24 protein-coding genes and 1 pseudogene are annotated in these 23,391 nt (G+C 62.2%); 8 read left to right on the plus strand and 17 right to left on the minus strand.

Going from position 1 to position 23,391, the window contains the following annotated elements; all coding sequences use genetic code 11:
- Positions 1-107: 107 nt before the first annotated feature.
- Positions 108-797, minus strand: a complete 690-nt coding sequence (locus D7I37_RS04455) for an LrgB family protein (RefSeq protein WP_061799148.1) — start codon at positions 795-797, stop codon at positions 108-110.
- Entirely contained in the window at positions 790-1,212 is a 423-nt protein-coding gene (locus D7I37_RS04460) for a CidA/LrgA family protein (RefSeq protein ID WP_129543358.1), read from the minus strand. Before D7I37_RS04460 ends, D7I37_RS04455 begins: the two co-directional genes overlap by 8 nt.
- A gap of 139 nt (positions 1,213-1,351) precedes the next feature.
- Between D7I37_RS04460 and D7I37_RS04465 the strand changes: the two are divergent.
- A pseudogene (locus tag D7I37_RS04465) lies at positions 1,352-2,238 on the plus strand (LysR substrate-binding domain-containing protein).
- A gap of 30 nt (positions 2,239-2,268) precedes the next feature.
- Here the strand turns inward: D7I37_RS04465 and D7I37_RS04470 are convergent.
- The 5 genes from D7I37_RS04470 to D7I37_RS04490 form a co-directional block, all read right to left on the minus strand.
- Positions 2,269-3,918 (minus strand): Na+/H+ antiporter, encoded by a 1,650-nt coding sequence (locus D7I37_RS04470; RefSeq protein WP_061799152.1) that lies wholly within the window; start codon positions 3,916-3,918, stop codon positions 2,269-2,271.
- A gap of 189 nt (positions 3,919-4,107) precedes the next feature.
- Positions 4,108-5,469 carry an NCS2 family permease gene (locus D7I37_RS04475; protein WP_095099471.1) on the minus strand — a complete coding sequence of 454 codons (1,362 nt, stop codon included), beginning with the start codon at positions 5,467-5,469 and terminating at the stop codon, positions 4,108-4,110.
- Positions 5,470-5,819: 350 nt separating this feature from the next.
- Positions 5,820-6,227, minus strand: a complete 408-nt coding sequence (locus tag D7I37_RS04480) for a VOC family protein (protein ID WP_061799155.1) — start codon at positions 6,225-6,227, stop codon at positions 5,820-5,822.
- Positions 6,228-6,274: 47 nt separating this feature from the next.
- A complete protein-coding gene (locus D7I37_RS04485) occupies positions 6,275-6,943 on the minus strand; it encodes a glutathione S-transferase family protein (protein WP_129543359.1) in 669 nt (222 codons plus the stop codon).
- Positions 6,940-7,383 carry a lipocalin-like domain-containing protein gene (locus tag D7I37_RS04490; protein WP_061799157.1) on the minus strand — a complete coding sequence of 148 codons (444 nt, stop codon included), beginning with the start codon at positions 7,381-7,383 and terminating at the stop codon, positions 6,940-6,942. Before D7I37_RS04490 ends, D7I37_RS04485 begins: the two co-directional genes overlap by 4 nt.
- Positions 7,384-7,580: 197 nt before the next feature.
- On the opposite strand from D7I37_RS04490, the gene D7I37_RS04495 reads away from it, so the two are divergent.
- A complete protein-coding gene (locus D7I37_RS04495) occupies positions 7,581-7,841 on the plus strand; it encodes a YdgH/BhsA/McbA-like domain containing protein (protein WP_061799158.1) in 261 nt (86 codons plus the stop codon).
- Between the two features lie 55 nt (positions 7,842-7,896).
- Here D7I37_RS04495 and D7I37_RS04500 read toward each other — a convergent pair whose 3' ends face one another.
- Entirely contained in the window at positions 7,897-8,814 is a 918-nt protein-coding gene (locus D7I37_RS04500; RefSeq protein ID WP_129543360.1) for a LysR family transcriptional regulator, read from the minus strand.
- Between the two features lie 128 nt (positions 8,815-8,942).
- Here D7I37_RS04500 and D7I37_RS04505 point away from each other — a divergent pair, with 128 nt between their 5' ends.
- Entirely contained in the window at positions 8,943-9,692 is a 750-nt protein-coding gene (locus tag D7I37_RS04505; RefSeq protein ID WP_129543361.1) for a 3-oxoacyl-ACP reductase family protein, read from the plus strand.
- 48 nt (positions 9,693-9,740) lie between these two features.
- On the opposite strand, the gene D7I37_RS04510 is transcribed toward D7I37_RS04505, so the two are convergent.
- Entirely contained in the window at positions 9,741-10,211 is a 471-nt protein-coding gene (locus tag D7I37_RS04510; RefSeq protein ID WP_095099484.1) for an Rrf2 family transcriptional regulator, read from the minus strand.
- Positions 10,212-10,366: 155 nt separating this feature from the next.
- Here D7I37_RS04510 and D7I37_RS04515 point away from each other — a divergent pair, with 155 nt between their 5' ends.
- Entirely contained in the window at positions 10,367-10,777 is a 411-nt protein-coding gene (locus tag D7I37_RS04515; RefSeq protein WP_174524369.1) for a DUF1360 domain-containing protein, read from the plus strand.
- Positions 10,758-11,453, plus strand: a complete 696-nt coding sequence (locus tag D7I37_RS04520; protein ID WP_129543362.1) for a class I SAM-dependent methyltransferase — start codon at positions 10,758-10,760, stop codon at positions 11,451-11,453. The genes D7I37_RS04515 and D7I37_RS04520 overlap by 20 nt, the downstream gene beginning before the upstream one ends.
- A 47-nt stretch (positions 11,454-11,500) precedes the next feature.
- On the opposite strand, the gene ssb1 is transcribed toward D7I37_RS04520, so the two are convergent.
- Positions 11,501-12,037, minus strand: coding sequence for a single-stranded DNA-binding protein SSB1 (ssb1, locus tag D7I37_RS04525; protein ID WP_061799165.1), 537 nt, complete (start codon positions 12,035-12,037; stop codon positions 11,501-11,503).
- 278 nt (positions 12,038-12,315) lie between these two features.
- Here ssb1 and uvrA point away from each other — a divergent pair, with 278 nt between their 5' ends.
- Positions 12,316-15,144: an excinuclease ABC subunit UvrA gene (gene uvrA / locus D7I37_RS04530; RefSeq protein ID WP_129543363.1), complete on the plus strand. Its 2,829-nt coding sequence runs from the start codon at positions 12,316-12,318 to the stop codon at positions 15,142-15,144.
- 227 nt (positions 15,145-15,371) lie between these two features.
- Positions 15,372-16,424, plus strand: a complete 1,053-nt coding sequence (locus D7I37_RS04535; protein WP_095099489.1) for an NAD(P)-dependent alcohol dehydrogenase — start codon at positions 15,372-15,374, stop codon at positions 16,422-16,424.
- Positions 16,425-16,457: 33 nt separating this feature from the next.
- Here D7I37_RS04535 and maa read toward each other — a convergent pair whose 3' ends face one another.
- The 5 genes from maa to D7I37_RS04560 all read right to left on the minus strand — a co-directional run bounded on the left by maa (position 16,458) and on the right by D7I37_RS04560 (position 19,788).
- Positions 16,458-17,015 carry a maltose O-acetyltransferase gene (gene maa, locus D7I37_RS04540; RefSeq protein ID WP_129543364.1) on the minus strand — a complete coding sequence of 186 codons (558 nt, stop codon included), beginning with the start codon at positions 17,013-17,015 and terminating at the stop codon, positions 16,458-16,460.
- A 128-nt stretch (positions 17,016-17,143) separates the two neighbouring features.
- On the minus strand, positions 17,144-17,497 hold the full coding sequence (locus D7I37_RS04545) for an MmcQ/YjbR family DNA-binding protein (RefSeq protein ID WP_061799170.1): 354 nt from the start codon (positions 17,495-17,497) through the stop codon (positions 17,144-17,146).
- 4 nt (positions 17,498-17,501) lie between these two features.
- Positions 17,502-17,918, minus strand: a complete 417-nt coding sequence (locus D7I37_RS04550; protein WP_061799172.1) for a secondary thiamine-phosphate synthase enzyme YjbQ — start codon at positions 17,916-17,918, stop codon at positions 17,502-17,504.
- 126 nt (positions 17,919-18,044) lie between these two features.
- Entirely contained in the window at positions 18,045-19,238 is a 1,194-nt protein-coding gene (locus D7I37_RS04555) for an amino acid aminotransferase (RefSeq protein ID WP_129543365.1), read from the minus strand.
- 82 nt (positions 19,239-19,320) lie between these two features.
- The gene (locus D7I37_RS04560) at positions 19,321-19,788 is read right to left on the minus strand and encodes an Lrp/AsnC family transcriptional regulator (RefSeq protein WP_061799174.1); all 468 of its coding nucleotides are present in this window, start codon (positions 19,786-19,788) and stop codon (positions 19,321-19,323) included.
- Positions 19,789-20,003: 215 nt separating this feature from the next.
- Between D7I37_RS04560 and D7I37_RS04565 the strand changes: the two genes are divergently transcribed.
- Positions 20,004-20,771 carry a transporter substrate-binding domain-containing protein gene (locus D7I37_RS04565; protein WP_061799176.1) on the plus strand — a complete coding sequence of 256 codons (768 nt, stop codon included), beginning with the start codon at positions 20,004-20,006 and terminating at the stop codon, positions 20,769-20,771.
- Between the two features lie 44 nt (positions 20,772-20,815).
- Here D7I37_RS04565 and alr read toward each other — a convergent pair whose 3' ends face one another.
- Entirely contained in the window at positions 20,816-21,895 is a 1,080-nt protein-coding gene (alr, locus tag D7I37_RS04570) for an alanine racemase (RefSeq protein ID WP_095099495.1), read from the minus strand.
- Positions 21,896-21,912: 17 nt separating this feature from the next.
- The gene (dnaB, locus tag D7I37_RS04575; protein WP_061799178.1) at positions 21,913-23,337 is read right to left on the minus strand and encodes a replicative DNA helicase; all 1,425 of its coding nucleotides are present in this window, start codon (positions 23,335-23,337) and stop codon (positions 21,913-21,915) included.
- Positions 23,338-23,391: the final 54 nt, after the last annotated feature.

Below are 23,391 nucleotides of genomic sequence, written 5' to 3' on the forward strand. Positions count from 1 at the left end.
TGTTCTAATGATGGACAAAATCGTGCTGAAAAGTTTTTTCGCTTTTTCTCGCCAACGGCGGTCGGCACCGTTCCCATTGGCGAAATTTCATGCAACCGCGCCCGGCGTTACCACATCCATTGGCCAATCAGCGGCGCGGCGATCACCGTGATGATCCCCGCCAGCATCATCACCAGGCTGGAAACCACCCCTTCCTGCTGCCCGAGCTCATAGGCCTTCGCGGTACCGGCGCCGTGGGACGAGGCCCCCAACCCGGCCCCCTTCGCCAGACGGCTGCGCACCGCCAGCCGCAGGAACAGCATATCCCCCACCGCCATGCCGAACACCCCGGTGATCACCACGAACAGCGCCACCAGATCCGGCTGTCCGCCCATCTGTTTGGCGGCCTCCAGCGCAAAGGGCGTGGTGATCGAGCGCACCGCCAGGCTGCGCTGCACCTCTTCCGGCAACGTCAGCAGCCGCGCCAGCCACACCGAGCTGTACACCGCCACCAGCACCGCCGTCACGACGCCGGCGGTCAGCGACAGCCAGTGGCGGCGAATAATATGCAGGTTTTCGTATACCGGCACCGCAAAAGCGATGGTCGCCGGCCCCAATAGCCACAGCAGCCAATGGGTTTCGCCGATGTAGTCCCGATAGGAGATGTGGGTCACCACCAGCAGCAGCACCAGGATCATCGGCGTGAGCACCAGCGGCATCAGCAGCAGGGTGCGGCGGCGGCGATAGAGCCGCTTGTTGGCGAAGTACAGCGCCAGCGTCGCCAGGAAACAGGCCAGGCTGAGGATAAAGTCATTCATGGCGCTGTTTCCGCCGCTGCAGCCACACTTCCAGCCGGTAGACCCGATCCACCACCAGTCCGGTGGCGCCCAGCGTCAGCGTGGTACTGATCCCAATCACCAGAAAAATCTTCCAGCCCTCGACCATCAGCAGCTGGGCATAGTTGACCACCGCCACCACCGCCGGCACGAAAAACAACAGCATTTCGGCCAGCAGCCAGCGCGAACCGGCCTTGACCCAGTTCAGCGGCAGAATGCGCAACAGGATCAGCGCCAGCAGCATCAGCATGCCGACAATATTGGCGGGCAGCGGCAGGTGAAATTGTTGAACCAGACGGTCGGCAATCAGGAACAGCACCGCATACAAAGCAACCTGGATCGGCACCTGCAGGCGGGTCAGCAGGGATGGCGCGGCACGGCGTAACGCCAGTGACATGGAAGATAACCTCGAGCAAATAATTTACGGCTTACAGTATACGCAGCCGGGTAACCCTGCCTGAAATGAATTAAAATTATCGGCATCATGCCGTCAGGGAATAGTTTCCCGCCGGTATCGCCCTGAGGAGAACCCCAACGTGGACGTTCGCACCCTGCGCTACTTCGTCGAAGTGGTGCGCCAGCAAAGCTTTACCCGCGCGGCGGAGAAACTGTTCGTCACCCAGCCGACCATCAGCAAGATGCTGCGCCATCTGGAGGAAGAGCTGGAATGCACGCTGCTGATCCGCGAAGGACGCAAGCTGCACCTGACCGACAGCGGTCAGGCGGTGTACCAGCGCGGGCTGGCGATCCTCGACGAGTTCCGCCAGCTGGAGGCCGAGCTGGAAGACATCAGCTCGGTGAAAAAAGGCGTGCTGCGGCTGGGCATTCCGCCGATGGTCGGCCGCCAGATAGCCGATCTGATCCGCCGCTTCCGCCAGACCTACCCGGCATCGAACTGAAAATTTCCGAGCTGGGCGGGCTGTCGGTCGAGCAGGCGGTGATGTCCGGCGAGCTGGATTTGGCGATGACCGTGCTGCCCGTCGATTCGGATCAGCCGCTGACCTTTCTGCCGCTGCTGGGGCACCCGATGTGCGTGGTGGCGCCGCGCACGCCGCACTGGCTCAACCGCACCGGCATCGATATCGCCGAGCTGGCCCACTGGCCGATCCTGATTTACAACGAGGATTTCGCGCTGTACAAAATGCTGATGAAGGCTTTTCGCCAGGCCGGTTTTGAACCGCAGATCGCGGTGCGCAGCGGGCAGTGGGATTTTCTCGCCTCGATGGTGCAGGCCGGGGTCGGCATCGCCACCCTGCCGGAGCCGGTGTGCCAGTGGCTGGACAAGGAAAGCCTGATTTGGCTGCCGCTGGAGCCGCGCATGGAGTGGAAGGTCGGGCTGATCTGGCGCCAGGGCAGCTACCTTTCGCACGGCGCACAGGCCTGGATCGCTTGCTGCCGCGACTACTGGCCGCCGGTGAAATAATCGGGGCCGCGTCTGCGGCCCCGTGTTTCATTACCCTTCGCGTTCTATCAGCAACGCTTCCAGCAGGTCGAGATCGTGCAGCAGCTTCTGCAGCGTCTCGTTGCTGATTTTCTGCGTGGCGCGCAGGTGATACAGCTCGCCGCGTTCGGCGCGCAGCGCCGTCAGACGGAAACGCCGCTCGAGGTTCTCCAGCGCCAGCGCATTCTCGATATCGTCCTTGGAGGTGATGCGCCGCCGCAGCGTGCCCACCACCCGGGAACTGATCTCTTTCAGCACCTGCGGATCGAGGTTTTCCTCGGTGTCGGCGGCCAGGCGCTCTTCCATCTTGTTCACGCTCTCGATCGCCACTTCGGCGGCCATGGCGATCGCCATGCGCTCTTCGCTCTTGCTGGCGCTCTTGTCCGCCACCTGTACCCCGCGCAGCAACAGCGGCAGCGCCAGCACGCCGACGATCAGCGACAGCAGTATCACCCCGGCGGCGATAAACACCAGCTGATAACGCGCCGGGAAGGCGCTGCCGTCGCTCAGCAGCAGCGGTATCGACAGCACGCCGGCCAGGGTAATCGCCCCGCGCACCCCGGCGAAAGAGGCGACCCACAGTTCGCGGGTGCTGTAATCGCCAAACTGCAGCGGACGCTTTTTCATAAAGCGCTTGCTGGCGTTTTTCATCAGCCACAGCCAGGTGAAACGCAGCACCAGCAACGCGGCGTAGATGGTCGCAACGTCGGCGAACAGGTACCAGGTCTGGATGGTCGGGTCCAGCTCGGCCTGCAGGATTGACGTCTCCAGAATGCCCGGCAGCTGCAGCCCCAACATGATGAACACCATGCCGTTGAACACAAACTCCAGCATCGCCCAGACGCTGTTGGCGCGCAGGCGCATCGCCAGCGGCGCGTTGCGGATCACGCCGGACTGGCTGATGGTCATGCCCGCGGCCACCGCCGCCAGGATGCCCGAGACGCCGATATGTTCGGCGATCAGATACGAGGCGAACGGCAGCAGCAGCAGGAAGACAATCTGGGTGGCCGGGTCGTCACCGCTCCAGCGGCTCATCACCCGCAGCGATTTACTGTAGAGCCAGGTAACCGCCACGCCGGCCAACAGGCCGCCGATCGCCACCTTGAGGAATTCGAGGGTGGCGCCGCCGACGGTGAACACCATGGTGCCCATCGCCACCGCGATGGCGAACTTCAACGACACCAGGCCGGACGCGTCGTTCATCAGCGCCTCGCCCTCGAGCACGCCCATAATCTGCTTGGGAATGCGCCCTTTGCCGACGATGCCGGACAGCGCCACGGCGTCGGTCGGCGACAGCACCGCCGCCAGCGCAAAGGCCGCCACCAGCGGAATGCCCGGCACCATGGCGTAAATCAGGTAGCCGACGCCGACGACGGTGATCAACACCAGCACCAGCGCCAGGCCGAGAATTTCTCGCCCATGGTGCAAAAACTCGCGCGTCGGCGTTTTCCAGCCGTCGGCGAACAGCAGCGGCGGTATGAACAGCACCAGGAACAGTTCGGGATCAAAGTCGACGTGCAGCCCGAAATGCGGCCAGGCCAACAGCGCCCCGATGGCGATTTGCATTAACGGCAGCGGCACCTGGAACGGCAACATGCGTGTCACCACCCCGGACAGGGAGACCACCAGGATCAAAATGAGGATTGTAAAAAAGATTTCCATGCTTTCCTTAGACTCTCGGGTTCAGACTGCATCTCTGAGTATGCACCGAATAGTAGATCACTTTTTTTACGGCGGTTAAAGCTTGTTGTGCCTTTCAAAACGCCACGCAGAACAGAAGGAGACTTATCCGAAGGGGAACGGCGGGGCGAGCTTCCCCCGCCCGCGCGGGCAGGGGAAGAGAACGCGCGATTAGATGGCCCAGCCGCCGGCGTAAAACGCCACCAGAGCCAGTGCGATCAGCACGGTGCCGATATTCAGCTTGCGCCATTCGCCGGAGAAGATGCGGCCGATAACCAGCGAGCTGAAGCCCAGCATGATGCCGGTGACGATGTTGCAGGTCAGCACGATAAACACCGCGCACAGCAGGCCGGCCATGGCGTCGACGAAGTCGTTGAAGTCCAGCTTGGTGACGTTGCTCAGCATCAGCAGGCCGACGTACATCAGCGCCGGCGCGGTAGCGTAGACCGGCACCAGGTAGGCCAGCGGCGACAGGAACAGGATCAACAGGAACAGCAGGCCGACCACGGTGGCGGTCAAGCCGGTCTTGCCGCCCGCGGCGGTGCCGGCGGCGGATTCGATGTACACCGCGGCGGGCGCGGCGCCCACCAGGCCGGAAAAGACGCTGCTCAGGGAGTCTGAGGTCAGCGCCTTGCCGCCGTTGATGATCTGGCCGTCTTTATCCAGCAGGTTGGCCTGGCCGGCCACCGCGCGGATGGTGCCGGTGGCGTCAAAGACCGCGGTCATCACCAGCGCCAGCACGCTCGGCAAGACCACCGGCTGCAGCGCGCCCATGATGTCCAGGCTGAAAATCAACGAGTTGCCGTTGGCGTCCGCCAGGCTTGGCATGGCGAACAGCCCCTGGTATTTCACCGCCGGATCGAAGATCAGGCCAATCACCGAAATGGCGATGATCACCAACAGGATGCCGCCCGGCACCCGCAGCTTCTCCAGGCCGAAAATCACCGCCAGCCCGAGCAGCGTCATCACCACCGGGAAGGAGGTAAAGGCGCCCAGCGCCACCGGCAGGCCGTCCAGCGGGTTCTTCACCACCAGGCCGACGCCGTTGGCGGCGATCAACAGCAGGAACAGGCCGATGCCGATGCCGGTGCCGTGCGCCACGCCCATCGGCAGGTTACGCAGGATCCAGGCGCGGATGCCGGTGACCGAAATGACGGTGAACAGCACGCCCATCAGGAATACCGCGCCCAGCGCCACCGGAATGCTGATGTGCTGGCCCAGCACCAGGCTGAAGGCGGTGAAGGCGGTCAGTGAGATAGCGCAGCCGATGGCCATCGGCAGGTTGGCCCACAGCCCCATCAGCAGCGACCCCAGCCCGGCCACCAGGCAAGTGGAGACGAACACCGCCGCCGGCGGGAACCCCGCCTTGCCCAGCATGCTCGGCACCACGATCACCGAGTAAACCATCGCCAGGAAGGTGGTCAGCCCCGCCACCACCTCCTGACGCACGGTGCTGCCGCGCGCGGAAATATTAAAGTAGCCATCAAGCCCGCCTTTTGGTTTTACGGCGTTATTCGCTTGAGAATTCGACATATGTTGCTGTCCCCTGTGTTTCATTATCGGCCCGTTGCAACAGGCCTGTAATCCCGCCCGCGCCTGGTCGCCACGGAATCGTTTCCGTCACGTTCGCTTCCCTGCCCTTCAGCGGCGCGGCCAACCGGCGGCGCGCAAAAAGGCAAACGTTTAACTCGCAGCGCGTGATGCGGGTGATTTATGGTGGTTTATTCAAGGCAAACGATTATCCGGCCTTCTCTACCGTCGAATCAACTAAAGATCGCGGCAAAGTATGCAGAAAGGCGCCGGGATCAATCATTATCGAAAAAGCGGGGTTTGTCACATAGGTAAATCCGATGGGAACGCCCCCGCGGCCGGGGGCGGCCGGGTTACTGCGCCTGCGGGGCGTTTTCATCCATATACATCAGCTCCCAGATGTGACCGTCCGGATCCTGGAAGCCGTGGCCATACATGAAACCGTAATCCTGCGGCTGGTTGTAGGTGTTGCCGCCGGCGGCGATCGCCTTGCGCACCAGCTCGTCCACCGCCGCTCTGCTGGGCTGCGACAGGCAGACCAATACCTCGGTGGCCTTTCTGGCGTCGCCGATCGGGTTCGGCGTGAACATTTTGAACTTGTCGTGGGTTAGCAGCATCACGTAAATGCTGTCGCTGACCACCATGCAAGCGGCGGTGTCGTCGGTAAACTGCGCGTTAAAGCCGAAGCCCAGCCGGCTAAAAAATGCCATGGACGCGGGCAGATCGCCAACCGGCAGGTTCACAAAAATTTGCGTAGCCATGGGCTACCTCCAATGAAGGGTGACCTCATCGAGTATAGCCCATCGCGCTAGCTCAGCAGCGCGTACGGACCGCCCTGCTCCAGCGCCCGCTGGTAAGCGGGACGGGCATGAATGCGCTGCAGGTAGCCGCGCAGCTTCGGGCAATCGTCCAGCGCGCCGCGCGCCGCCATCGCCTCCAGCGGAAAGCTCATCTGAATATCCGCCGCGCTGAATTCGTTGCCGACAAACCAGGTGCCTTTATTCAGGTGCTGCTCGAGGTATTCGCAATGCGGCGCAATCTGCTTGTCGAGGTACTCGCGCTGCACGCCCTTGCCGATCGCGCCGGCCACCGGCCGCAGCAGCCAGGGGATCGACGGCTGGCCCAGCCGGCTGAACACCAGCTTCATCACCAGCAGCGGCATCAGCGAACCTTCGGCGTAGTGCAGCCAGTAGCGGTATTGCTGACGAGCGTGGTAGTCGGTGGGGATGAACAGCCCCTGCGCATCATAGGCTTCCTGCAGGTACTCGATGATGGCGCCGGACTCCGCCAGCGTCAGATCGCCGTCGACGATCACCGGCGATTTGCCCAGCGGATGGATGTTTTTCAGCGCCGGCGGCGCCAGCATGGTTTGCGGATCGCGCTGATAGCGCTGTACCTGGTAAGGCACCCCCAGCTCTTCCAAAAACCACAGGATGCGCTGCGAACGCGAGTTATTCAGATGATGAACGATGATCATGAAGAGGTCCCTAGCCGTTGCCACACCAGCTCGCCAACCTGCACGCCGTTGCCGATTTGCAGCGGCACGGTGCGCAGCATAAGCCGATCGCCGATGAAACTGTAGAAGCGCACCTGTCGGCTGCCGATCCAGTTGGGGAACGAGCTGCCCTCGACCTGATGCACCACCCGCTGGTCGCTCTCGTCCACCTGATAGCGGCCAAAATAACAAATCATATTGATAAAGGCGGCGTGGATTTCCCGTTCGCTGCCCAGCGCCAAATCGTCGGCGGCGAAGCGCGGCCGGGTGGCGCTATACAGCTGCGCCGCCATGGTGCCGTTGGCCTCGTAGTTGATGCGGCCCAGCACCTGCTCGCCCAAGGGGTAATTTATCCTGCCGTCTTCGCCTTTAAACACGGAAGACACCAGCGACCAGCTGCCGATAAACGCGTTGATTGACATCAGGCTTCCTCCTGCAGGGGGTGTTGTTTAAAGGGTAGCGGCGATTTTTGCACCACGCCAGCCGCACAAATATCAGTCAATTTATTTGATCGATATACTCAAAACTCTCCGATTTTTTCTTTAGGCATCGGCAACTATCATTTAATACATCGAGAGACAACGGACTCTCACCGAATAAATACCCTGAGGAACGAATCATGAAAAACATCAAAATTTTTGCTACCGCCCTGCTGCTGACCACCGCGTCTTTCGCCAGCGTCGCCGCGGACACCCCAGCCAGCCAGCCTGCCGCCGGCGCCCAGAAAATCGGCGTGATCTCCGTTAGCGGCGCCGCCAACCTGAGCGCGCTGGAAAATGAACTGGCCGGCAAGGCCGCCGCTTCCGGCGCCAACGCCTACCGCATCGTCGCCGCCGGCGGCCAGAACAAACTGTACGGCACCGCAGAAATCTTCAACTGATCGTCAACCAGCCAGTTGACGGAAGAAAGAAGCCCCGCCAGGGGCTTTTCTCGTTTCAGCGGGCGTCGAAGCGCGTCGCCAGCCGCTGCAGGCGAAACTGTTCGGTGATGTGATCGACAAACGCCCGGGTTTTGGTCGGCAGGAATTTGGTGGTGGGGAAATAGAGGTATACGCTGCCGCGATCGACATACCAGCCCGGCAACACCCGCACCAATCGGCCGCTCTCCAGGTAAGGCAGCGCGTTCGGCATGCCGATCAGCGCGATGCCCAGCCCCATTTCCGCCGCCCGCGCCGCCGCGTCCGGCTCGTTCACCGTCATCTTCATCGCCATCGCCGGCGCCCGCTGTTCGTTTTGCGCGTTGCGCAGCGGCAGGTTGCGCACGCGGCCGGTTTGCGGCGAACGGATGAAAATGCCCGCATGCTCCGCCAGCTGTTCCGGCTGCTGCAGCGGCGGTCGGTTGCGCAGATACTGCGCCGAAGCCACCAGCACCCCGTGGGCCGGCGCCAGTTCGCGCGCGATCATGCCCTGCGCCAGCTCGATGCCGCCGCCTATTGCCGCGTCGAAATGATCGCCAATCAGATCCACCTGGCGATTGTCGAAATGCCAGTCGGGGACGATCGCCGGGTAGCGCGCCAAAAAATCCGGCAGCATCGGCAACACGAAATGCAGGCCGAAAGCAGTGCCCATGCTGATCTTCAGCGTGCCGGCCGCCACGCCGCCGCCGCTGCTCAGCCCTTTCAGCGCGCACTGGATGGTCTGCAATCCCCCGCTCACCTCCTGCAAAAAGCGCTCGCCGGCCTCGGTGAGGATCAGCTTGCGGGTGTTGCGTTGAAACAGCCGCACGCCAACCAGCGTCTCCAGCTTGGTGACATTCTTGCCCACCGCCGCCGGGCTGATGCCCAGCTTGCGGCCGGCGGCGGAGAAGCTGCCGTTTTCCGCGCTGCTGACGAAGCATTCCAGATGACCCAGCATGTTTTCTTCCCCTGATTTAAAACCTTTGGTTTAAGCTGATTATAGCTCTTTACGGCTAGTGGCCTGCGGCCGTTTCTCCGATACTGGTTCGGTAGATTTTTTAACCTCATCCACTCTGGAGAAACATCATGTCAGCAACGCTTCCTCTGCAGGGCAAAGTCGCATTCGTTCAGGGCGGCTCACGCGGCATCGGCGCCGCCATCGTCAAACGGCTGGCGCGCGAAGGCGCCGCCGTCGCCTTTACCTACGCCGCCTCCGCCGATCGGGCCAACGCGCTGGCGAGCGAAATCACCGCCGCCGGCGGTAAAGCGCTCGCCATCAAGGCCGACAGCGCCGATGCGGCGGCGCTACAGCAGGCGGTGCGCCAGGCGGCGGCCAGCTTCGGCAAGCTGGATATTCTGGTAAATAACGCCGGGGTGTTCACGCTGGGCGGCACCGAGGAACTGGCGTTGGCGGATCTGGACCGCATGCTGGCGGTTAACGTGCGCAGCGTGTTCGTCGCCAGCCAGGAAGCGGCGCGCCATATGAACGACGGCGGCCGCATCATCCACATCGGCAGCACCAACGCCGAGCGCGTGCCCTTTGGCGGCGCGGCGGTGTATGCGATGAGCAAGTCGGCGCTGGTCGGCCTGACCAAGGGCATGGCGCGCGATCTCGGCCCGCGCGGCATCACCGTCAACAACGTGCAGCCCGGCCCGGTGGATACCGAGATGAACCCGGACGAAGGCGATTTTGCCGAACAGCTGAAACAGCTGATGGCCATCGGCCGCTACGGCAAAGACGAGGAAATCGCCAGCTTCGTCGCCTACCTGGCGGGACCGCAGGCGGGCTACATCACCGGCGCCAGCCTGAGCATCGACGGCGGCTTCTCGGCGTGACCGGTCTGCAGTGCAAACAGCCCCGCAAGGGGCTTTTTTAGCGGCGGATTACGCGTTGGCGCCGTCGAGGCAGGCCGCCGTATCGGCATCCGGCCCTGCCGGGAAGTGGCGATCGAACCTATCCTTCAGGTCTGCCAGGCTGATGTCGGCAAAGCGCGCCAGCAGCGCCCGTTCGGCCTCATCCAGCACGTTGCCCAGCGCCTGATTCACCGCCGCCTCGACCGCGCACTCCGGGTGCTCCTCCCCGTCGCCGATGGCGAACAGCTGCTTAACGCCCACCGCGCGATAGATATCCAGCAGGCTGATATTCCGCAGATCGCCGGCGATGCGCCAGCCGCCGTGGTGGCCTTTCTCCGACGTAACGAAACCGGCGTCGCGCAGGCCGGCCAGGGTGCGCCTGACTACGGCGCTGTTGGTGCCCAGCATCGCGGCGATCTGTTCCGAGGTATAGACCCCCTCGTGGCGCGCCATATGCAGCAATACGTGCAGCATGCGCGAAAGTTTGTTGTCCTGACGCATTCCCCTTCCTTCTTCCAGGCATAATCACGTATCTTACAATGATACAAGAGATTGACAACGGCGAATATCACGTGCTTTTATAAGTTACATGAGAGAACCGGCGCTGTCTTGCGCGCTGAAAACGCATGCACCATGACTTATATAAGGAATAAACGATGACATCCGCACTGGCTTCAGATCTCTCGGTATGCCTGATGATCGCGCTGGCGTCGGCCAGCATTTCCATGACGCTGACCCAAACCGAACTCTTCGCGGCGCTGCGGGCCTGGGCGGCGCGCAAAAACGCCCTGCTGGGCCATTTGTTCAAATGCTTTTACTGCATGAGCCACTGGGTGGTGATAGCCGGGATGCTGGTTTACCGCCCCGCGTTGCTGCACAGCGGCATCGGCGCGGTCGACTGGGTGATGACCGCCTTTATCGTGCTCACCGTCACCACCTTCATTAACGGCCTGCTGTTTAAAGCGTTTCAGGCGGCCGTTCGCACTCATGTGATGAAGCACGAGGCGCAGCAGATGTTGAACCCGCATGAGTCGCGACGAGGCGCACATGAACCAGAACACCAATGACATTTTCAACGGCGAGTTTTCCCGCCAGTATGACGCCGGCAACGCGCGCTTCAGTGCGATTAGCGACAATCTTCACTTTTTGATTGCGCTGCTGCTGAAGGATTTGCCCGCCGATGCGCACATCCTGTGCATCGGCGTGGGAACCGGCACCGAGATCGTCCATTTGGCCGGCCAGTACCCGGGCTGGCGTTTCACCGGCGTCGATCCCTCCGCCGATATGCTGCGGGTGTGCGCCAGTAAGCTGCGACGGGCGGGGATTGGCGATCGCTGCGCGTTGGCGGCGGGCTATCTGCAGGATCTGCCGGGCACGGCCGATTACGACGCCGCGCTGTGCCTGCTGGTAACCCACTTTATTCTTGATGGCGAACGCGGCGGCCTGTATCGCCAGACGGCGGCGCGGTTAAAACCCGCAGGCCGCATGGTGGTCGCCGAAATCGCCGGCGATATGGCGGCGGCGGATTTCGACCAGCACCTGGCCAGCTGGGCCGCCATGCAGGCTCTCGCCGGCCAAATTCCGCGCACGGCGGACGAGCTCAGGACCCAGCTGCAGCAGCGCTTGCTGCTGTTGCCGCCGGCGCACACCGAGCGGCTGATCGCCGAGGCCGGTTTCTCTGCGCCGCAGCGCTTCTTCCAGTCGTTGCTGATCCATGCCTGGGCGGCTCGCAAACCGGCATAAAAAAACCCCGCCTGAGCGGGGTCTTCGCGATATTTTCCAGGCGAACCTTAGAACGGAATATCGTCGTCGAAGTCCATTGGCGGTTCGTTGCTGCTGGCCGCCGGCGCGCTGCTTTGCGCTGGGCGAGCCTGCTGGCCGCCGCTGAACTGGTTGCCGCCCTGCGGCTGCTGAGGCTGGCCCCAACCGCCCTGGCCGCCGGAAGCCTGGCCGCCGCCCGCAGGTGCGCCGCCGCCCTGACGGCCGCCCAGCATCTGCATGGTGCCGCCAACGTTAACCACCACTTCGGTGGTGTATTTTTCTACGCCGGCCTGATCGGTCCATTTGCGGGTTTGCAGGGAACCTTCGATGTACACCTGAGAACCTTTACGCAGATATTCACCCGCCACTTCGGCCAGCTTGCCGAACAGCACGACGCGGTGCCACTCGGTTTTTTCTTTCTGCTCGCCCGTCGCCTTGTCACGCCAGCTTTCGGAGGTCGCCAGGGTCATGTTGGCCACTGCGCCGCCGTTCGGCATGTAACGGACTTCCGGGTCCTGGCCCAGATTCCCGACCAGAATTACTTTGTTTACGCCTCTGCTGGCCATGAGCACTCTCCTGATGATTGATTTTTACACAGTATAAACGAGTAAGTTTAACACGCTGAGTCCGAAACCACACCCGTGTTGATTAGTGCGTATTGTATTCCAGAATTGGCCTTTCGATCGACCTTGTTGCATTCGTATACTGGATATTCATTCAGGTTTTTTTGTGTCATAATTATGCGTTTCGACCTGGCTGTGCCGGTTTTTTGCGCGTTCGGTCACAAAATCGCCCGCAAAAATCCCCTGGCAGGCACGGTGTATCATCAAGACGGGAAGTGTAAATGGACAATATCGAAGTTCGTGGTGCTCGAACCCATAATCTCAAAAACATCAACCTGATTATCCCGCGTGACAAGCTGATCGTCGTCACCGGCCTGTCCGGTTCAGGCAAGTCCTCGCTGGCTTTTGATACGCTGTATGCCGAAGGGCAGCGCCGCTACGTCGAGTCGCTCTCCGCCTATGCACGCCAGTTCCTTTCGCTGATGGAAAAACCGGACGTCGACCACATCGAAGGTCTGTCGCCGGCGATCTCCATCGAGCAGAAATCCACCTCGCATAACCCGCGGTCCACGGTCGGCACCATCACCGAGATCCACGACTACCTGCGCCTGCTGTTCGCCCGCGTCGGCGAGCCGCGCTGCCCGGATCACCACGTGCCGCTGGCGGCGCAGACCGTCAGCCAGATGGTCGACAACGTGCTCAGCCAGCCGGAAGGCAAGCGCCTGATGCTGCTGGCGCCGGTGGTGAAAGACCGCAAGGGCGAACACACCAAGACGCTGGAAAACCTGGCCACCCAGGGCTATATCCGCGCGCGCATCGACGGCGAAGTGTGCGATCTGTCCGATCCGCCGAAGCTGGAGCTGCAGAAGAAACACACCATCGAAGTGGTGGTCGACCGCTTCAAGGTGCGCGAAGACATGGCGCAGCGCCTGGCGGAATCCTTCGAGACCGCGCTGGAGCTGTCCGGCGGCACCGCCGTGGTGGCCGATATGGACGACGAAAAGGCCGAGGAGCTGCTGTTCTCCGCCAACTTCGCCTGCCCGATCTGCGGCTACAGCATGCGTGAACTCGAGCCGCGCCTGTTTTCGTTCAACAACCCGGCCGGCGCCTGCCCAACCTGTGACGGCCTGGGCGTGCAGCAGTTCTTCGATCCGGAGCGCGTGGTGCAGAACCCCGAGCTGTCGCTGGCCGGCGGCGCGATCCGCGGCTGGGATCGCCGCAACTTCTATTACTTCCAGATGCTGCGCTCGCTGGCGGAGCACTACCAGTTCGACGTCGAGGCGCCGTTCAACAGCCTGAGCGCCAACGTGCAGAAGGCGGTGCTGAGCGGCTCCGGCAAGGAGTCGATCGAATTCAAATACATCAACGATCGCGGCGACACCACGGTGCGCCGCCATCCGTTCGAAGGCGTGCTGCACAACATGGAGCGCCGCTACAAGGAGACCGAATCCAGCGCGGTGCGCGAAGAGCTGGCCAAGTTCATCAGCAACCGCCCCTGCGCCTCGTGCCACGGCACCCGCCTGCGCGAAGAGGCGCGCAACGTGTTCGTCGAAGACACCACGCTGCCGGAAATCTCCGATCTGAGCATCGGCCACGCAATGAGCTTCTTCCAGAACATGAAGCTCAGCGGCCAGCGCGCCAAAATTGCCGAAAAAGTGCTGAAAGAGATTGGCGATCGCCTGAAGTTCCTGGTGAACGTCGGCCTGAACTACCTGTCGCTGTCGCGTTCGGCGGAAACCCTGTCCGGCGGCGAAGCGCAGCGCATCCGTTTGGCCAGCCAGATCGGCGCCGGCCTGGTGGGCGTGATGTACGTGCTGGATGAGCCGTCGATCGGCCTGCACCAGCGCGACAACGAACGCCTGCTGGAAACCCTGATCCACCTGCGCAACCTGGGCAACACGGTGATCGTGGTGGAACATGACGAAGACGCCATTCGCGCCGCCGACCACGTGATCGACATCGGCCCCGGCGCCGGCGTGCACGGCGGCCAGGTGGTGGCGGAAGGCACGGTGGAAGACATCATGGCGCAGCCGGACTCGCTGACCGGCCAGTTCCTCAGCGGCAAGCGCGAAATCGCCATTCCCGCGCGGCGGGTGCCGGCCGATCCGACCAAGGTGCTGAAGCTGAGCGGCGCGCGCGGCAACAACCTGAAAGACGTGACGCTGACGCTGCCGGTCGGCCTGTTTACCTGCATCACCGGGGTATCCGGCTCCGGCAAATCGACGCTGATCAACGATACGCTGTTCCCGATCGCCCAGCGCCAGCTCAACGGCGCCACCATCGCCGAGCCGGCGCCGTTCCGCGAAGTCACCGGCCTGGAACACTTCGACAAGGTGATCGACATCGATCAGAGCCCGATCGGCCGTACGCCGCGCTCCAACCCGGCCACCTACACCGGCATCTTCACCCCGGTGCGCGAGCTGTTCGCCGGCGTGCCGGAATCGCGCAGCCGCGGCTACAACCCGGGCCGCTTCAGCTTCAACGTCAAGGGCGGCCGCTGCGAAGCCTGCCAGGGCGACGGGGTGATCAAAGTGGAAATGCACTTCCTGCCGGACATCTACGTGCCGTGCGACCAGTGCAAGGGCAAGCGCTATAACCGCGAAACGCTGGAAGTGAAGTACAAGGGCAAGAGCATCCACGAAGTGCTGGAGATGACCATCGAAGAGGCGCGCGACTTCTTCGACGCGGTGCCGGCGCTGGCGCGCAAGCTGCAAACCCTGATAGACGTCGGGCTGTCGTACATTCGTCTCGGCCAGTCGGCCACCACGCTGTCCGGCGGCGAGGCGCAGCGCGTCAAGCTGGCGCGCGAGCTGTCAAAACGCGGTACCGGCCAGACGCTGTACATCCTCGACGAGCCGACCACCGGCCTGCACTTCGCCGATATCCAGCAGCTGCTGGCGGTGCTGCATCAGCTGCGCGACCAGGGCAACACCATCGTGGTGATTGAGCACAACCTCGACGTGATCAAAACCGCGGACTGGATCGTCGATCTGGGGCCGGAAGGCGGCAGCGGCGGCGGTGAGATCCTGGTCTCCGGCACGCCGGAAACCGTGGCCGACTGCGAAGCTTCGCATACCGCGCGCTTCCTCAAGCCGCTGCTGAACAAGTAACCCCCTGCGCGGCGGGCCGTCTCTCCGGCGGCCCGCCCGCTTGCCGATTTCGCGCACATTGAACAGAAACAGGCAAGATTTCGACATTTTCAGGCATTTCCCTCCCCGCTCGCTCCTTTTATCATCAATGTTCCCTCGGCGGCCGCCGGCATTATTCAGGCCGCGTCTCACCGGCATTCTGCTGCCGGCGATGCCTTATCCCCCATCCACAGATGACTGGAGTGACCATGAACATTACGCATGCCTATGCCGCGCATGACGCGAAGTCTGCGCTGGTGCCTTTCGATTATCAGCCGCGCGCCCTGCGCGACCACGATGTGCAAATCAAGGTGTTGTTCTGCGGCGTCTGCCACTCGGACCTGCATCAGGCCCGCAACGAATGGAGCAATACCCTCTACCCGGTGGTGCCTGGCCATGAAATTGTCGGCCGCGTCAGCGCCGTCGGCAGCCATGTCTCGGCTTATCAGGTCGGCGATTTGGTCGGCGTGGGCTGCATGGTGGATTCGTGCCGCAGCTGTCCGAGCTGCGAGGAAGGGCTGGAGCAATACTGCGAAAACGGCTTTACCGGCACCTATAACGGCCAGGATCGCCAGACCGGCGCCGTGACCTACGGCGGCTACTCCACCGATATGGTGGTGGACCAGGACTTCGTGCTGCGGGTGCCGGCCAACCTCGATCCGGCCGGCGTCGCGCCGCTGCTGTGCGCCGGCATCACCACCTATTCGCCGCTGCGCCAGTGGGGCGCGGGCCCGGGGAAAAAGGTCGGTATCGTCGGCCTGGGCGGGCTGGGGCACATGGGGGTCAAGCTGGCGCGGGCGATGGGCGCGCACGTGGTGCTGTTCACCACTTCGCCGTCGAAAATCGAAGACGCCAAGCGCCTGGGCGCCCATGAGGTGGTGATTTCCCGCAATCAGGAAGAGATGGCGCAGCACGCCAACAGCTTCGACTTCATCCTCAATACGGTGGCGGCCCAGCACGACCTCAATCCGTTCCTCAACCTGCTGCGCCGCGACGGCACCCTGACGCTGGTCGGCGCGCCGGAGCACGACCATCCGTCGCCGCAGGTGTTCAACCTGATCATGAAGCGCCGCCGCATCGCCGGCTCGCTGATCGGCGGCATTGCGGAAACCCAGGAGATGCTGGACTTCTGCGGCCAGCACGGCATCACCTCGGACATCGAGCTGATCCCGATGCAGCAGATCAACCAGGCCTATGAACGCATGCTGAAAAGCGACGTGAAATACCGCTTCGTGGTGGATATCGACTCCCTGCGGGCGTAACGCCAACGGGCGCCCGCTGCGGCGCCCGTTTTTTTACAGCTGCTTGATGACCCGCGCCGGGTTGCCGCCCACCACGCAGTTGGCCGGCACGTCTTTGGTCACCACCGCTCCGGACGCCACCACCACGTTATCCCCCAGCGTCACCCCCGGGTTGATCACCGCCCGGCCGCCGATCCACACGTTATCGCCAATCCTCACCGGCTTGCCGAATTCCGCCCCGCCGACGCGGGTCTCGGCGTCCAGCGGATGGGTGGCGGTGTAGATATGCACCCCCGGCGCCAGCAGGCAGTTATCGCCGATATGCACTTCGCACACGTCGAGGATCACGCAGTCGAAATTGGCGTAGAAGTTCTTGCCCAGATAAATGTTGTAGCCGTAGTCGCAGCGGAAGGTCGGTTCGACAGTGCCGCCCTGATACCGGCCCAGCAGCTCCCCCAGCCAGCGTTTGCGCTGCTCGCCCTCTTCCGGCGACGAGTGGTTGTAATGGTGCACCAGCTGGCGCGCCCGCTGGCGTTCGCTGCGCAGCAGCTCGTCCCCGGCGTCATACAGCTCGCCGGCAATCATCCTGCGTTTTTCTTCGCTCATGCTCATTCGCGGCATCCTTTTTTCAGGCCGATTATCCGTGCATCAGCCTAACTTTTTCGCTGAGCCAATAAAACGGGAACGTTCCCAATACCGATCGGCGATCACAATTTCAGCGGCAAACAGAGGAAATGGGATCAGGCGCGCAGCTCCTGGCGCACATGTTCGGGCAACCCTGCCAGCACCAGCTGGTAGGAACTGTCTATCAGGGTATAAAACTGCGAATTCGGCAGATTGCCGTCGAGAAACACCGTATTCCAGTGCGCTTTGTTCAGGCCGGCGCAGGCGACGATCTCCGGGTGATGCTCGCGCAGGCTTTCCGCCAGCTCCGGGCTGGACTTTACCGCCAGCGCCGGCCGCCCCTGCACTTCGCACACCATGGCGAACATCACGTCGCCAACCTTGATCTGGCTGGCCTGCCACTGGTTCTGGTCGCTCTGTTGCGCGCCCGGCTTCGCCATGCAGTATTCCAGCAATGCTGTGTTATTCATCGGGTTACTCCCCCTGTAACGTGGCCACAATACGGCGTGATCCGCCGTGGATGCGGTGCTCCCCCAGCCAAATGCCCTGCCATGTGCCCAGCATCAGCCGCCCGTGGCTAACCGGCAGCGTCAAGGTCGCGCCCAGCAACGAGGATTTGATGTGCGCCGGCATGTCGTCCGGCCCTTCGTAGTCATGCTGATAGGGTGCGTTTTCCGGCACCTGACGCAGGAAATGCTGCTCCATATCGGCTCGCACCGTGGGATCGCAGTTCTCGTTGAGCGTCAGCGAGGCCGAGGTATGCTGCAACAACAGATGCAGCAGGCCGGTTTGCAGGCGGTGTAAGTGGGTTAACTGGTCGACTATCTCTTCGGTAACCAGATGAAAACCACGCGCTTTAGCGCTGAGGATAAGCGTTTGCTGATGCCACATGAGTGAGCGCCCCTCAATCAGTATATTCTCTATCCGGTTTGCGGCAACTGCGGCGGCAAACCGACAACAAAAAAGGAGCGATATCGCTATCGCTCCTTTGCGAACTTCGGTTAACCCTAACAGGCTTTACTGCACTGCGGCAAATGCCTCGGCCACCTGGTGCACGTTGTTGTGGTTCAGGCCGGCGACGCACATGCGGCCGCTGTGGATCAGATAGACGCCAAACTCATCGCGCAGGCGATCGACCTGCGCCGCGCTGAAGCCGGTGTAGCTAAACATGCCGCGCTGTTCCAGCAGGTAGTCGAAGTTGCGCTGCGGCAGCGCGCTTTTCAACGCCTCCACCAGCGTTTTGCGCATTTCGAGGATGCGGGTGCGCATGTTTTCCACTTCGTCCAGCCACTGGGCTTTCAGCTGCGCGTCGTTCAACACCTTGGCCACCACCTGCGCGCCGAAGTTCGGCGGGCTGGAGTAGTTGCGGCGCACGGTCGCCTTCAGCTGGCCCAGCACGCGGCCGGCCGCCTCTTCGCTTTCGCACACCACCGACAGGCCGCCGACGCGCTCGCCGTACAGCGAGAAGATTTTCGAGAACGAGTTGCTCACCAGGCACGGCAGGCCCGCCGCGGCGATGGCGCGAATGGCGTAGGCGTCCTGATCCATGCCGCCGCCAAAGCCCTGATAGGCGATGTCGAGGAACGGGATCAGCGCGCGATCGGCAATCACCTTGACCACCTCGTCCCATTGGGCGGCGGTCAGATCGGAGCCGGTCGGGTTGTGGCAGCACGGGTGCAGCAGCGCAATGCTGTGCTGCGGCAGCTGCCGCAAGGCGCTCAGCATGGCGTCGAACTTCACGCCCAGGCTTTCGGCGTCGAAGTACGGGTAGGTGTTCACCTTGAAGCCGGCGCCGCCGAAGATGGCGACGTGGTTTTCCCAGGTCGGGTCGCTGACCCACACCTGCGAATCCGGGAAATAGCTTTTCAGGAAGTCGGCGCCCACTTTCAACGCGCCGGAGCCGCCGACGGTCTGAATGGTGGCGATGCGCCCCTGCTGCAGCATCGGGTGCTGCGCGCCGAACAGCAGCTGCTGGATGGCGGTGCGGTAAGGCTGCAGGCCTTCCATCGGCAGATACACCGACGCGCCGTGCTCGACGCTGTTCAGCTGCGCTTCCGCCGCGGCGACCGCCCGCATCTGCGGGATGACGCCCTGCTCGTTGTAGTACAGACCGATACTCAGGTTCACCTTGTGCGCACGCGGGTCTTTTTTGAATTTTTCCATCAGCGACAGAATAGGATCGCCGGCATAGGCGTCAACGTTCTGGAACACGGGGTTATTCTCCTGGATTAGGGTGGTTTGGGCACAGCGTTACGTTCCTAATATAGACGCAAAACCGCCTGCGGTTTTAGCTTTATCTCGCCACCGGCAACAAACCGTTTTCCTTGATCCTGTTCAGCACCACCGCCGTTTTGATATGCGCCACGCTTTTGTGCTGCGACAGCGTCTGGCTGATGAAATCGCTCAGCGCCGGCAGATCCGCCACCGCCACCTTCAGCAGGTAGTCGGCGTCGCCGGTGGTTTTGTAGGCGTCAAGGACCGCGTCCACCTCTTCCAGCATCTGATGAAAACTGTCGATCTGCTCCTGCGCGTGGGTGATCAGGCTGACCTCGATCAGCCCCACCAGGCCCAGCCCGACCGCTTCCGGCGCCAGGCGCGCATGGTAGCCGCGGATCAGCTGCGCCTGCTCCAGGCTGATGCGCCGCCGCGAACATTGCGAAGCCGACAACCCCACCAGCTCGCTCAGCTCCTGATTGGTCAGACGGCCGTTGGCCTGTAACAGCGTCAGGATTTTCATATCAAAATCGTCAATGTTGTACATAGCCACCTGTAAACTGTGTTAATAAATGTTGACGTTACAGCCTATCAGTTTTTTTGCCGTTGCCGGCATCACACCGTGGCGCTTACGCCGCGTACAGCAGCAACGCCGGGCATTTTCGCCGGTTAATGGCATAAAAGACGGGTAATTCATGCAAGCAAACAACAATTAACGGCTAAGTAACGCATAAAACCACGAATGTATAAAAAGGAAGCCTGATGAAAAAGCTACTCCCTCTCGCTCTGCTGGTCGCCGCCGGGAGCGCCAGCGCCCAATCCCATCTGGACAAGGTGGTGCAGCAAAAAACGCTGGAAGTCTGCACCACCGGCGACTACAAGCCCTACACCTTCCTGCAGGAGGACGGCAGCTACCGGGGCATCGATATCGACATGGCCGAATCGCTGGCCAAAAGCCTGGGCGCCAAGGTGAAGTGGGTGAAAACCAGCTGGAAAACCCTGACCCCGGACTTCGTCTCCGGCAAGTGCGACATCGCCATGGGCGGCATCTCGGTAACGCTGGAGCGGCAAAAGCAGGTGTTCTTCGCCGACAAGCTGGATACCGACGGCAAGATCCCGCTGGTGCGCTGCACCGACGTGAAGAAATACCGCACTATCGAGCAGATCAACAGGCCGTCGGTGCGCCTGCTGGAGCCGGCGGGCGGCACCAACGAAGCCTTTGTGCACGCCTATCTGCCGAAAGCCAAGCTGACGCTGACCCACGATAACGTCGGTATTTTCCAACAGCTGGTGGACCGCAAGGCGGACGTGATGATCACCGACGCCTCCGAGGCGCTGTATCAGCAGAAACGTTATCCGAAGCTGTGCGCGGTCAACCCCAAGAAGCCGATGCAATACGGCGAGAAGGCCTACATGCTGCCGCGCGACGATTTGAGCTGGAAACTGTATGTGGATCAGTGGCTGCACCTGGCCAAGGCGACCGGCGAGTATCAGAAAATTATCGATAAATGGCTGGCGGCGAACAAGTGACGCCGTGATGAGCGGGGCCGGCGCAAACCGGCCCCGGCGGCGGCTCAATCGCCGATGTATTCCATCGCCACGCGCTGCGTCAGCTTGGTGATCAGTTCGTAGGCGCTGATGCCGGTACAGGCGGCGATGCGCTCGACCGGCAGCTCTCTGCCCCACAGCACCGCCTCATCGCCGACCTTGTCGCCGGCGTCCGGCCCGAGATCGACCGAGATCATGTCCATCGACACCCGCCCGACGATCGGCACTTCGCGCCCGTTCAGCCACACCGGCGTGCCGGTTGGCGCGCTGCGCGGATAGCCGTCGCCATAGCCCATCGCCACCACCCCCAATCGGGTGTCGCGCTGGCTCACCCAGGTGCCGCCGTAACCGACCGACTCGCCGGCCTGGTGCTCGCGCACCGCAATCAGGCTGGACTTCAGCGTCATCGCAGGCTGCAGCCGGTACTGGCTGCCGCTGGCGCTCTCCAGCGGCGAAACGCCATACAGAATAATACCCGGACGCACCCACTCGTTATGCGCGTCCGGCCACAGCAGGGTGCCGCCGGAAGCGGCGATCGAGCGCTGCCCCGGCTTGCCGCGGGCAAACTGTTCGAAGCAGGCGATTTGTTTCAGGGTAGCGTCAGACTCCGGCTCGTCGGCGCGGCTGAAGTGGCTCATGATGTTGACCGGCTGCGCCACGTTGCGGCAGGCGCACAGGCGCCGGTAAAACGCCTCCGCCTGCTCGGGGCGCACGCCCAGGCGATGCATGCCGGTATCCAGCTTCATCCACACCGGCACCGGGCGCGCCAGTTCGGCCCGCTCCAGCGCTTCCAGCTGTTCGATGCTGTGCACCGCGGTGTCGATGTTGTTCGCCACCAGCACCGGCAGGTCCTCGGCGGAGAAGAAGCCTTCCAGCAGCAGGATCGGTTTGACGATGCCGCCGGAGCGCAGCATCAGCGCTTCGCCGATGCGCGCCACGCCGTAGCAGTCGGCGTCTTGCAGGGTATGGGCCGTTTCCAGCAGGCCGTGTCCATAAGCGTTTGCTTTCACAACGGCAATCAGGCGGCTTTGCGGCGCCTGGCGGCGCACCTGTTGCAGATTGTGTCGCAGAGCGCGGCGGTCGATTACAGCGGTTGCCGCTTTCATTTCAGTTCCTTAACGGGTTATTCGTCATCGTATTGCGGCCCCGCGTAGTTGTCGAAGCGCGACCACTGGCCGTTAAAGGTAAGGCGCACGGTGCCGATCGGGCCATTACGCTGCTTACCCAAAATAATTTCAGCGATGCCTTTCAGATCGCTGTTCTCGTGATAAACCTCGTCACGGTAGATGAACATGATCAGGTCGGCGTCCTGCTCGATCGAGCCGGACTCACGCAGGTCGGAGTTGACCGGGCGCTTATCGGCGCGCTGCTCCAGGCTACGGTTCAGCTGCGACAGCGCCACCACCGGCACCTGCAGCTCTTTCGCCAGCGCCTTCAGCGAACGGGAAATTTCGGCGATCTCCAGCGTACGGTTGTCGGACAAGGCCGGCACGCGCATCAGCTGCAGGTAGTCGATCATGATCAGGCTGAGGCCGTCGTGTTCGCGGAAAATGCGGCGCGCGCGGGAACGCACTTCGGTTGGCGTCAGGCCGGAGGAGTCGTCGATGTACATGTTGCGCTTCTCCAGCAGGATGCCCATGGTGCTGGAAATACGCGCCCAGTCCTCGTCATCGAGCTGGCCGGTACGGATGCGCGTCTGATCGACGCGCGACAGCGACGCCAGCATACGCATCATGATCTGGTTGCCGGGCATCTCGAGGCTGAAGATCAGCACCGGCTTTTCCTGCGTCATCGCCGCATGTTCGCACAGGTTCATGGCGAAGGTGGTTTTACCCATCGACGGGCGGGCGGCGACGATGATCAGGTCGGATTTTTGCAGGCCGGCGGTTTTCTTGTTGAGGTCCTGATAGCCGGTATCCACCCCCGTCACGCCGTCGTGCGGCTGCTGATACAGCTGTTCGATGCGCGAAACGGTGTCTTCCAGGATGCGTTCGATGCCCTTCGGGCCTTCGTCCTTGCTGGCGCGGTTTTCGGCAATCTGGAAAACCCGCGACTCCGCCAGATCGAGCAAGTCTTCGCTGCTGCGCCCCTGCGGATCGTAACCGGCGTCGGCGATCTCGTTGGCCACCGAGATCATCTCGCGCACCACCGCGCGTTCGCGCACGATGTCGGCATAGGCGCCGATGTTGGCGGCGCTCGGGGTGTTTTTCGACAGCTCGGCCAGATAGGCGAAGCCGCCGACCGAATCCAGCTCGCCCTTCTGCTCCAGCGATTCGGACAGGGTGATCAGATCTATGGGCTTGCTCATTTCCAGCAGCCGCTGCATCTCGGTAAAGATCAGGCGGTGCGGACGGCTGAAGAAGTCGTTGGCGACCACGCGTTCGGCCACGTTATCCCAGCGTTCGTTGTCCAGCATCAAACCGCCCAACACCGACTGCTCGGCCTCCAGCGAATGCGGCGGCATCTTCAGCCCTTCCATCTGGCGATCTCGTGGCCGTTCTCTGGCTTCGTCAGCGTTGGTTCTGTTGGTTGGTTTTTTTCCTGCCATGAAGCGTATTCTTTATCCGGTTGCGAATGAAGGATCCTGACGCGAGAGTATACG

Origin of the sequence: Serratia sp. 1D1416, assembly GCF_003641105.1 — a bacterium.
Lineage (GTDB): Bacteria > Pseudomonadota > Gammaproteobacteria > Enterobacterales > Enterobacteriaceae > Serratia > Serratia ficaria.

Coding starts and splice junctions, on each gene's coding strand:
- D7I37_RS04455 (WP_061799148.1), bottom strand. CDS start 797: ATGAATGACTTTATCCTCAGCCTGGCCTGTTTCCTGGCGACGCTGGCG.
- D7I37_RS04460 (WP_129543358.1), bottom strand. CDS start 1,212: ATGTCACTGGCGTTACGCCGTGCCGCGCCATCCCTGCTGACCCGCCTG.
- D7I37_RS04470 (WP_061799152.1), bottom strand. CDS start 3,918: ATGGAAATCTTTTTTACAATCCTCATTTTGATCCTGGTGGTCTCCCTG.
- D7I37_RS04475 (WP_095099471.1), bottom strand. CDS start 5,469: ATGTCGAATTCTCAAGCGAATAACGCCGTAAAACCAAAAGGCGGGCTT.
- D7I37_RS04480 (WP_061799155.1), bottom strand. CDS start 6,227: ATGGCTACGCAAATTTTTGTGAACCTGCCGGTTGGCGATCTGCCCGCG.
- D7I37_RS04485 (WP_129543359.1), bottom strand. CDS start 6,943: ATGATCATCGTTCATCATCTGAATAACTCGCGTTCGCAGCGCATCCTG.
- D7I37_RS04490 (WP_061799157.1), bottom strand. CDS start 7,383: ATGTCAATCAACGCGTTTATCGGCAGCTGGTCGCTGGTGTCTTCCGTG.
- D7I37_RS04495 (WP_061799158.1), top strand. CDS start 7,581: ATGAAAAACATCAAAATTTTTGCTACCGCCCTGCTGCTGACCACCGCG.
- D7I37_RS04500 (WP_129543360.1), bottom strand. CDS start 8,814: ATGCTGGGTCATCTGGAATGCTTCGTCAGCAGCGCGGAAAACGGCAGC.
- D7I37_RS04505 (WP_129543361.1), top strand. CDS start 8,943: ATGTCAGCAACGCTTCCTCTGCAGGGCAAAGTCGCATTCGTTCAGGGC.
- D7I37_RS04510 (WP_095099484.1), bottom strand. CDS start 10,211: ATGCGTCAGGACAACAAACTTTCGCGCATGCTGCACGTATTGCTGCAT.
- D7I37_RS04515 (WP_174524369.1), top strand. CDS start 10,367: ATGACATCCGCACTGGCTTCAGATCTCTCGGTATGCCTGATGATCGCG.
- D7I37_RS04520 (WP_129543362.1), top strand. CDS start 10,758: ATGAACCAGAACACCAATGACATTTTCAACGGCGAGTTTTCCCGCCAG.
- ssb1 (WP_061799165.1), bottom strand. CDS start 12,037: ATGGCCAGCAGAGGCGTAAACAAAGTAATTCTGGTCGGGAATCTGGGC.
- uvrA (WP_129543363.1), top strand. CDS start 12,316: ATGGACAATATCGAAGTTCGTGGTGCTCGAACCCATAATCTCAAAAAC.
- D7I37_RS04535 (WP_095099489.1), top strand. CDS start 15,372: ATGAACATTACGCATGCCTATGCCGCGCATGACGCGAAGTCTGCGCTG.
- maa (WP_129543364.1), bottom strand. CDS start 17,015: ATGAGCATGAGCGAAGAAAAACGCAGGATGATTGCCGGCGAGCTGTAT.
- D7I37_RS04545 (WP_061799170.1), bottom strand. CDS start 17,497: ATGAATAACACAGCATTGCTGGAATACTGCATGGCGAAGCCGGGCGCG.
- D7I37_RS04550 (WP_061799172.1), bottom strand. CDS start 17,918: ATGTGGCATCAGCAAACGCTTATCCTCAGCGCTAAAGCGCGTGGTTTT.
- D7I37_RS04560 (WP_061799174.1), bottom strand. CDS start 19,788: ATGTACAACATTGACGATTTTGATATGAAAATCCTGACGCTGTTACAG.
- D7I37_RS04565 (WP_061799176.1), top strand. CDS start 20,004: ATGAAAAAGCTACTCCCTCTCGCTCTGCTGGTCGCCGCCGGGAGCGCC.
- alr (WP_095099495.1), bottom strand. CDS start 21,895: ATGAAAGCGGCAACCGCTGTAATCGACCGCCGCGCTCTGCGACACAAT.
- dnaB (WP_061799178.1), bottom strand. CDS start 23,337: ATGGCAGGAAAAAAACCAACCAACAGAACCAACGCTGACGAAGCCAGA.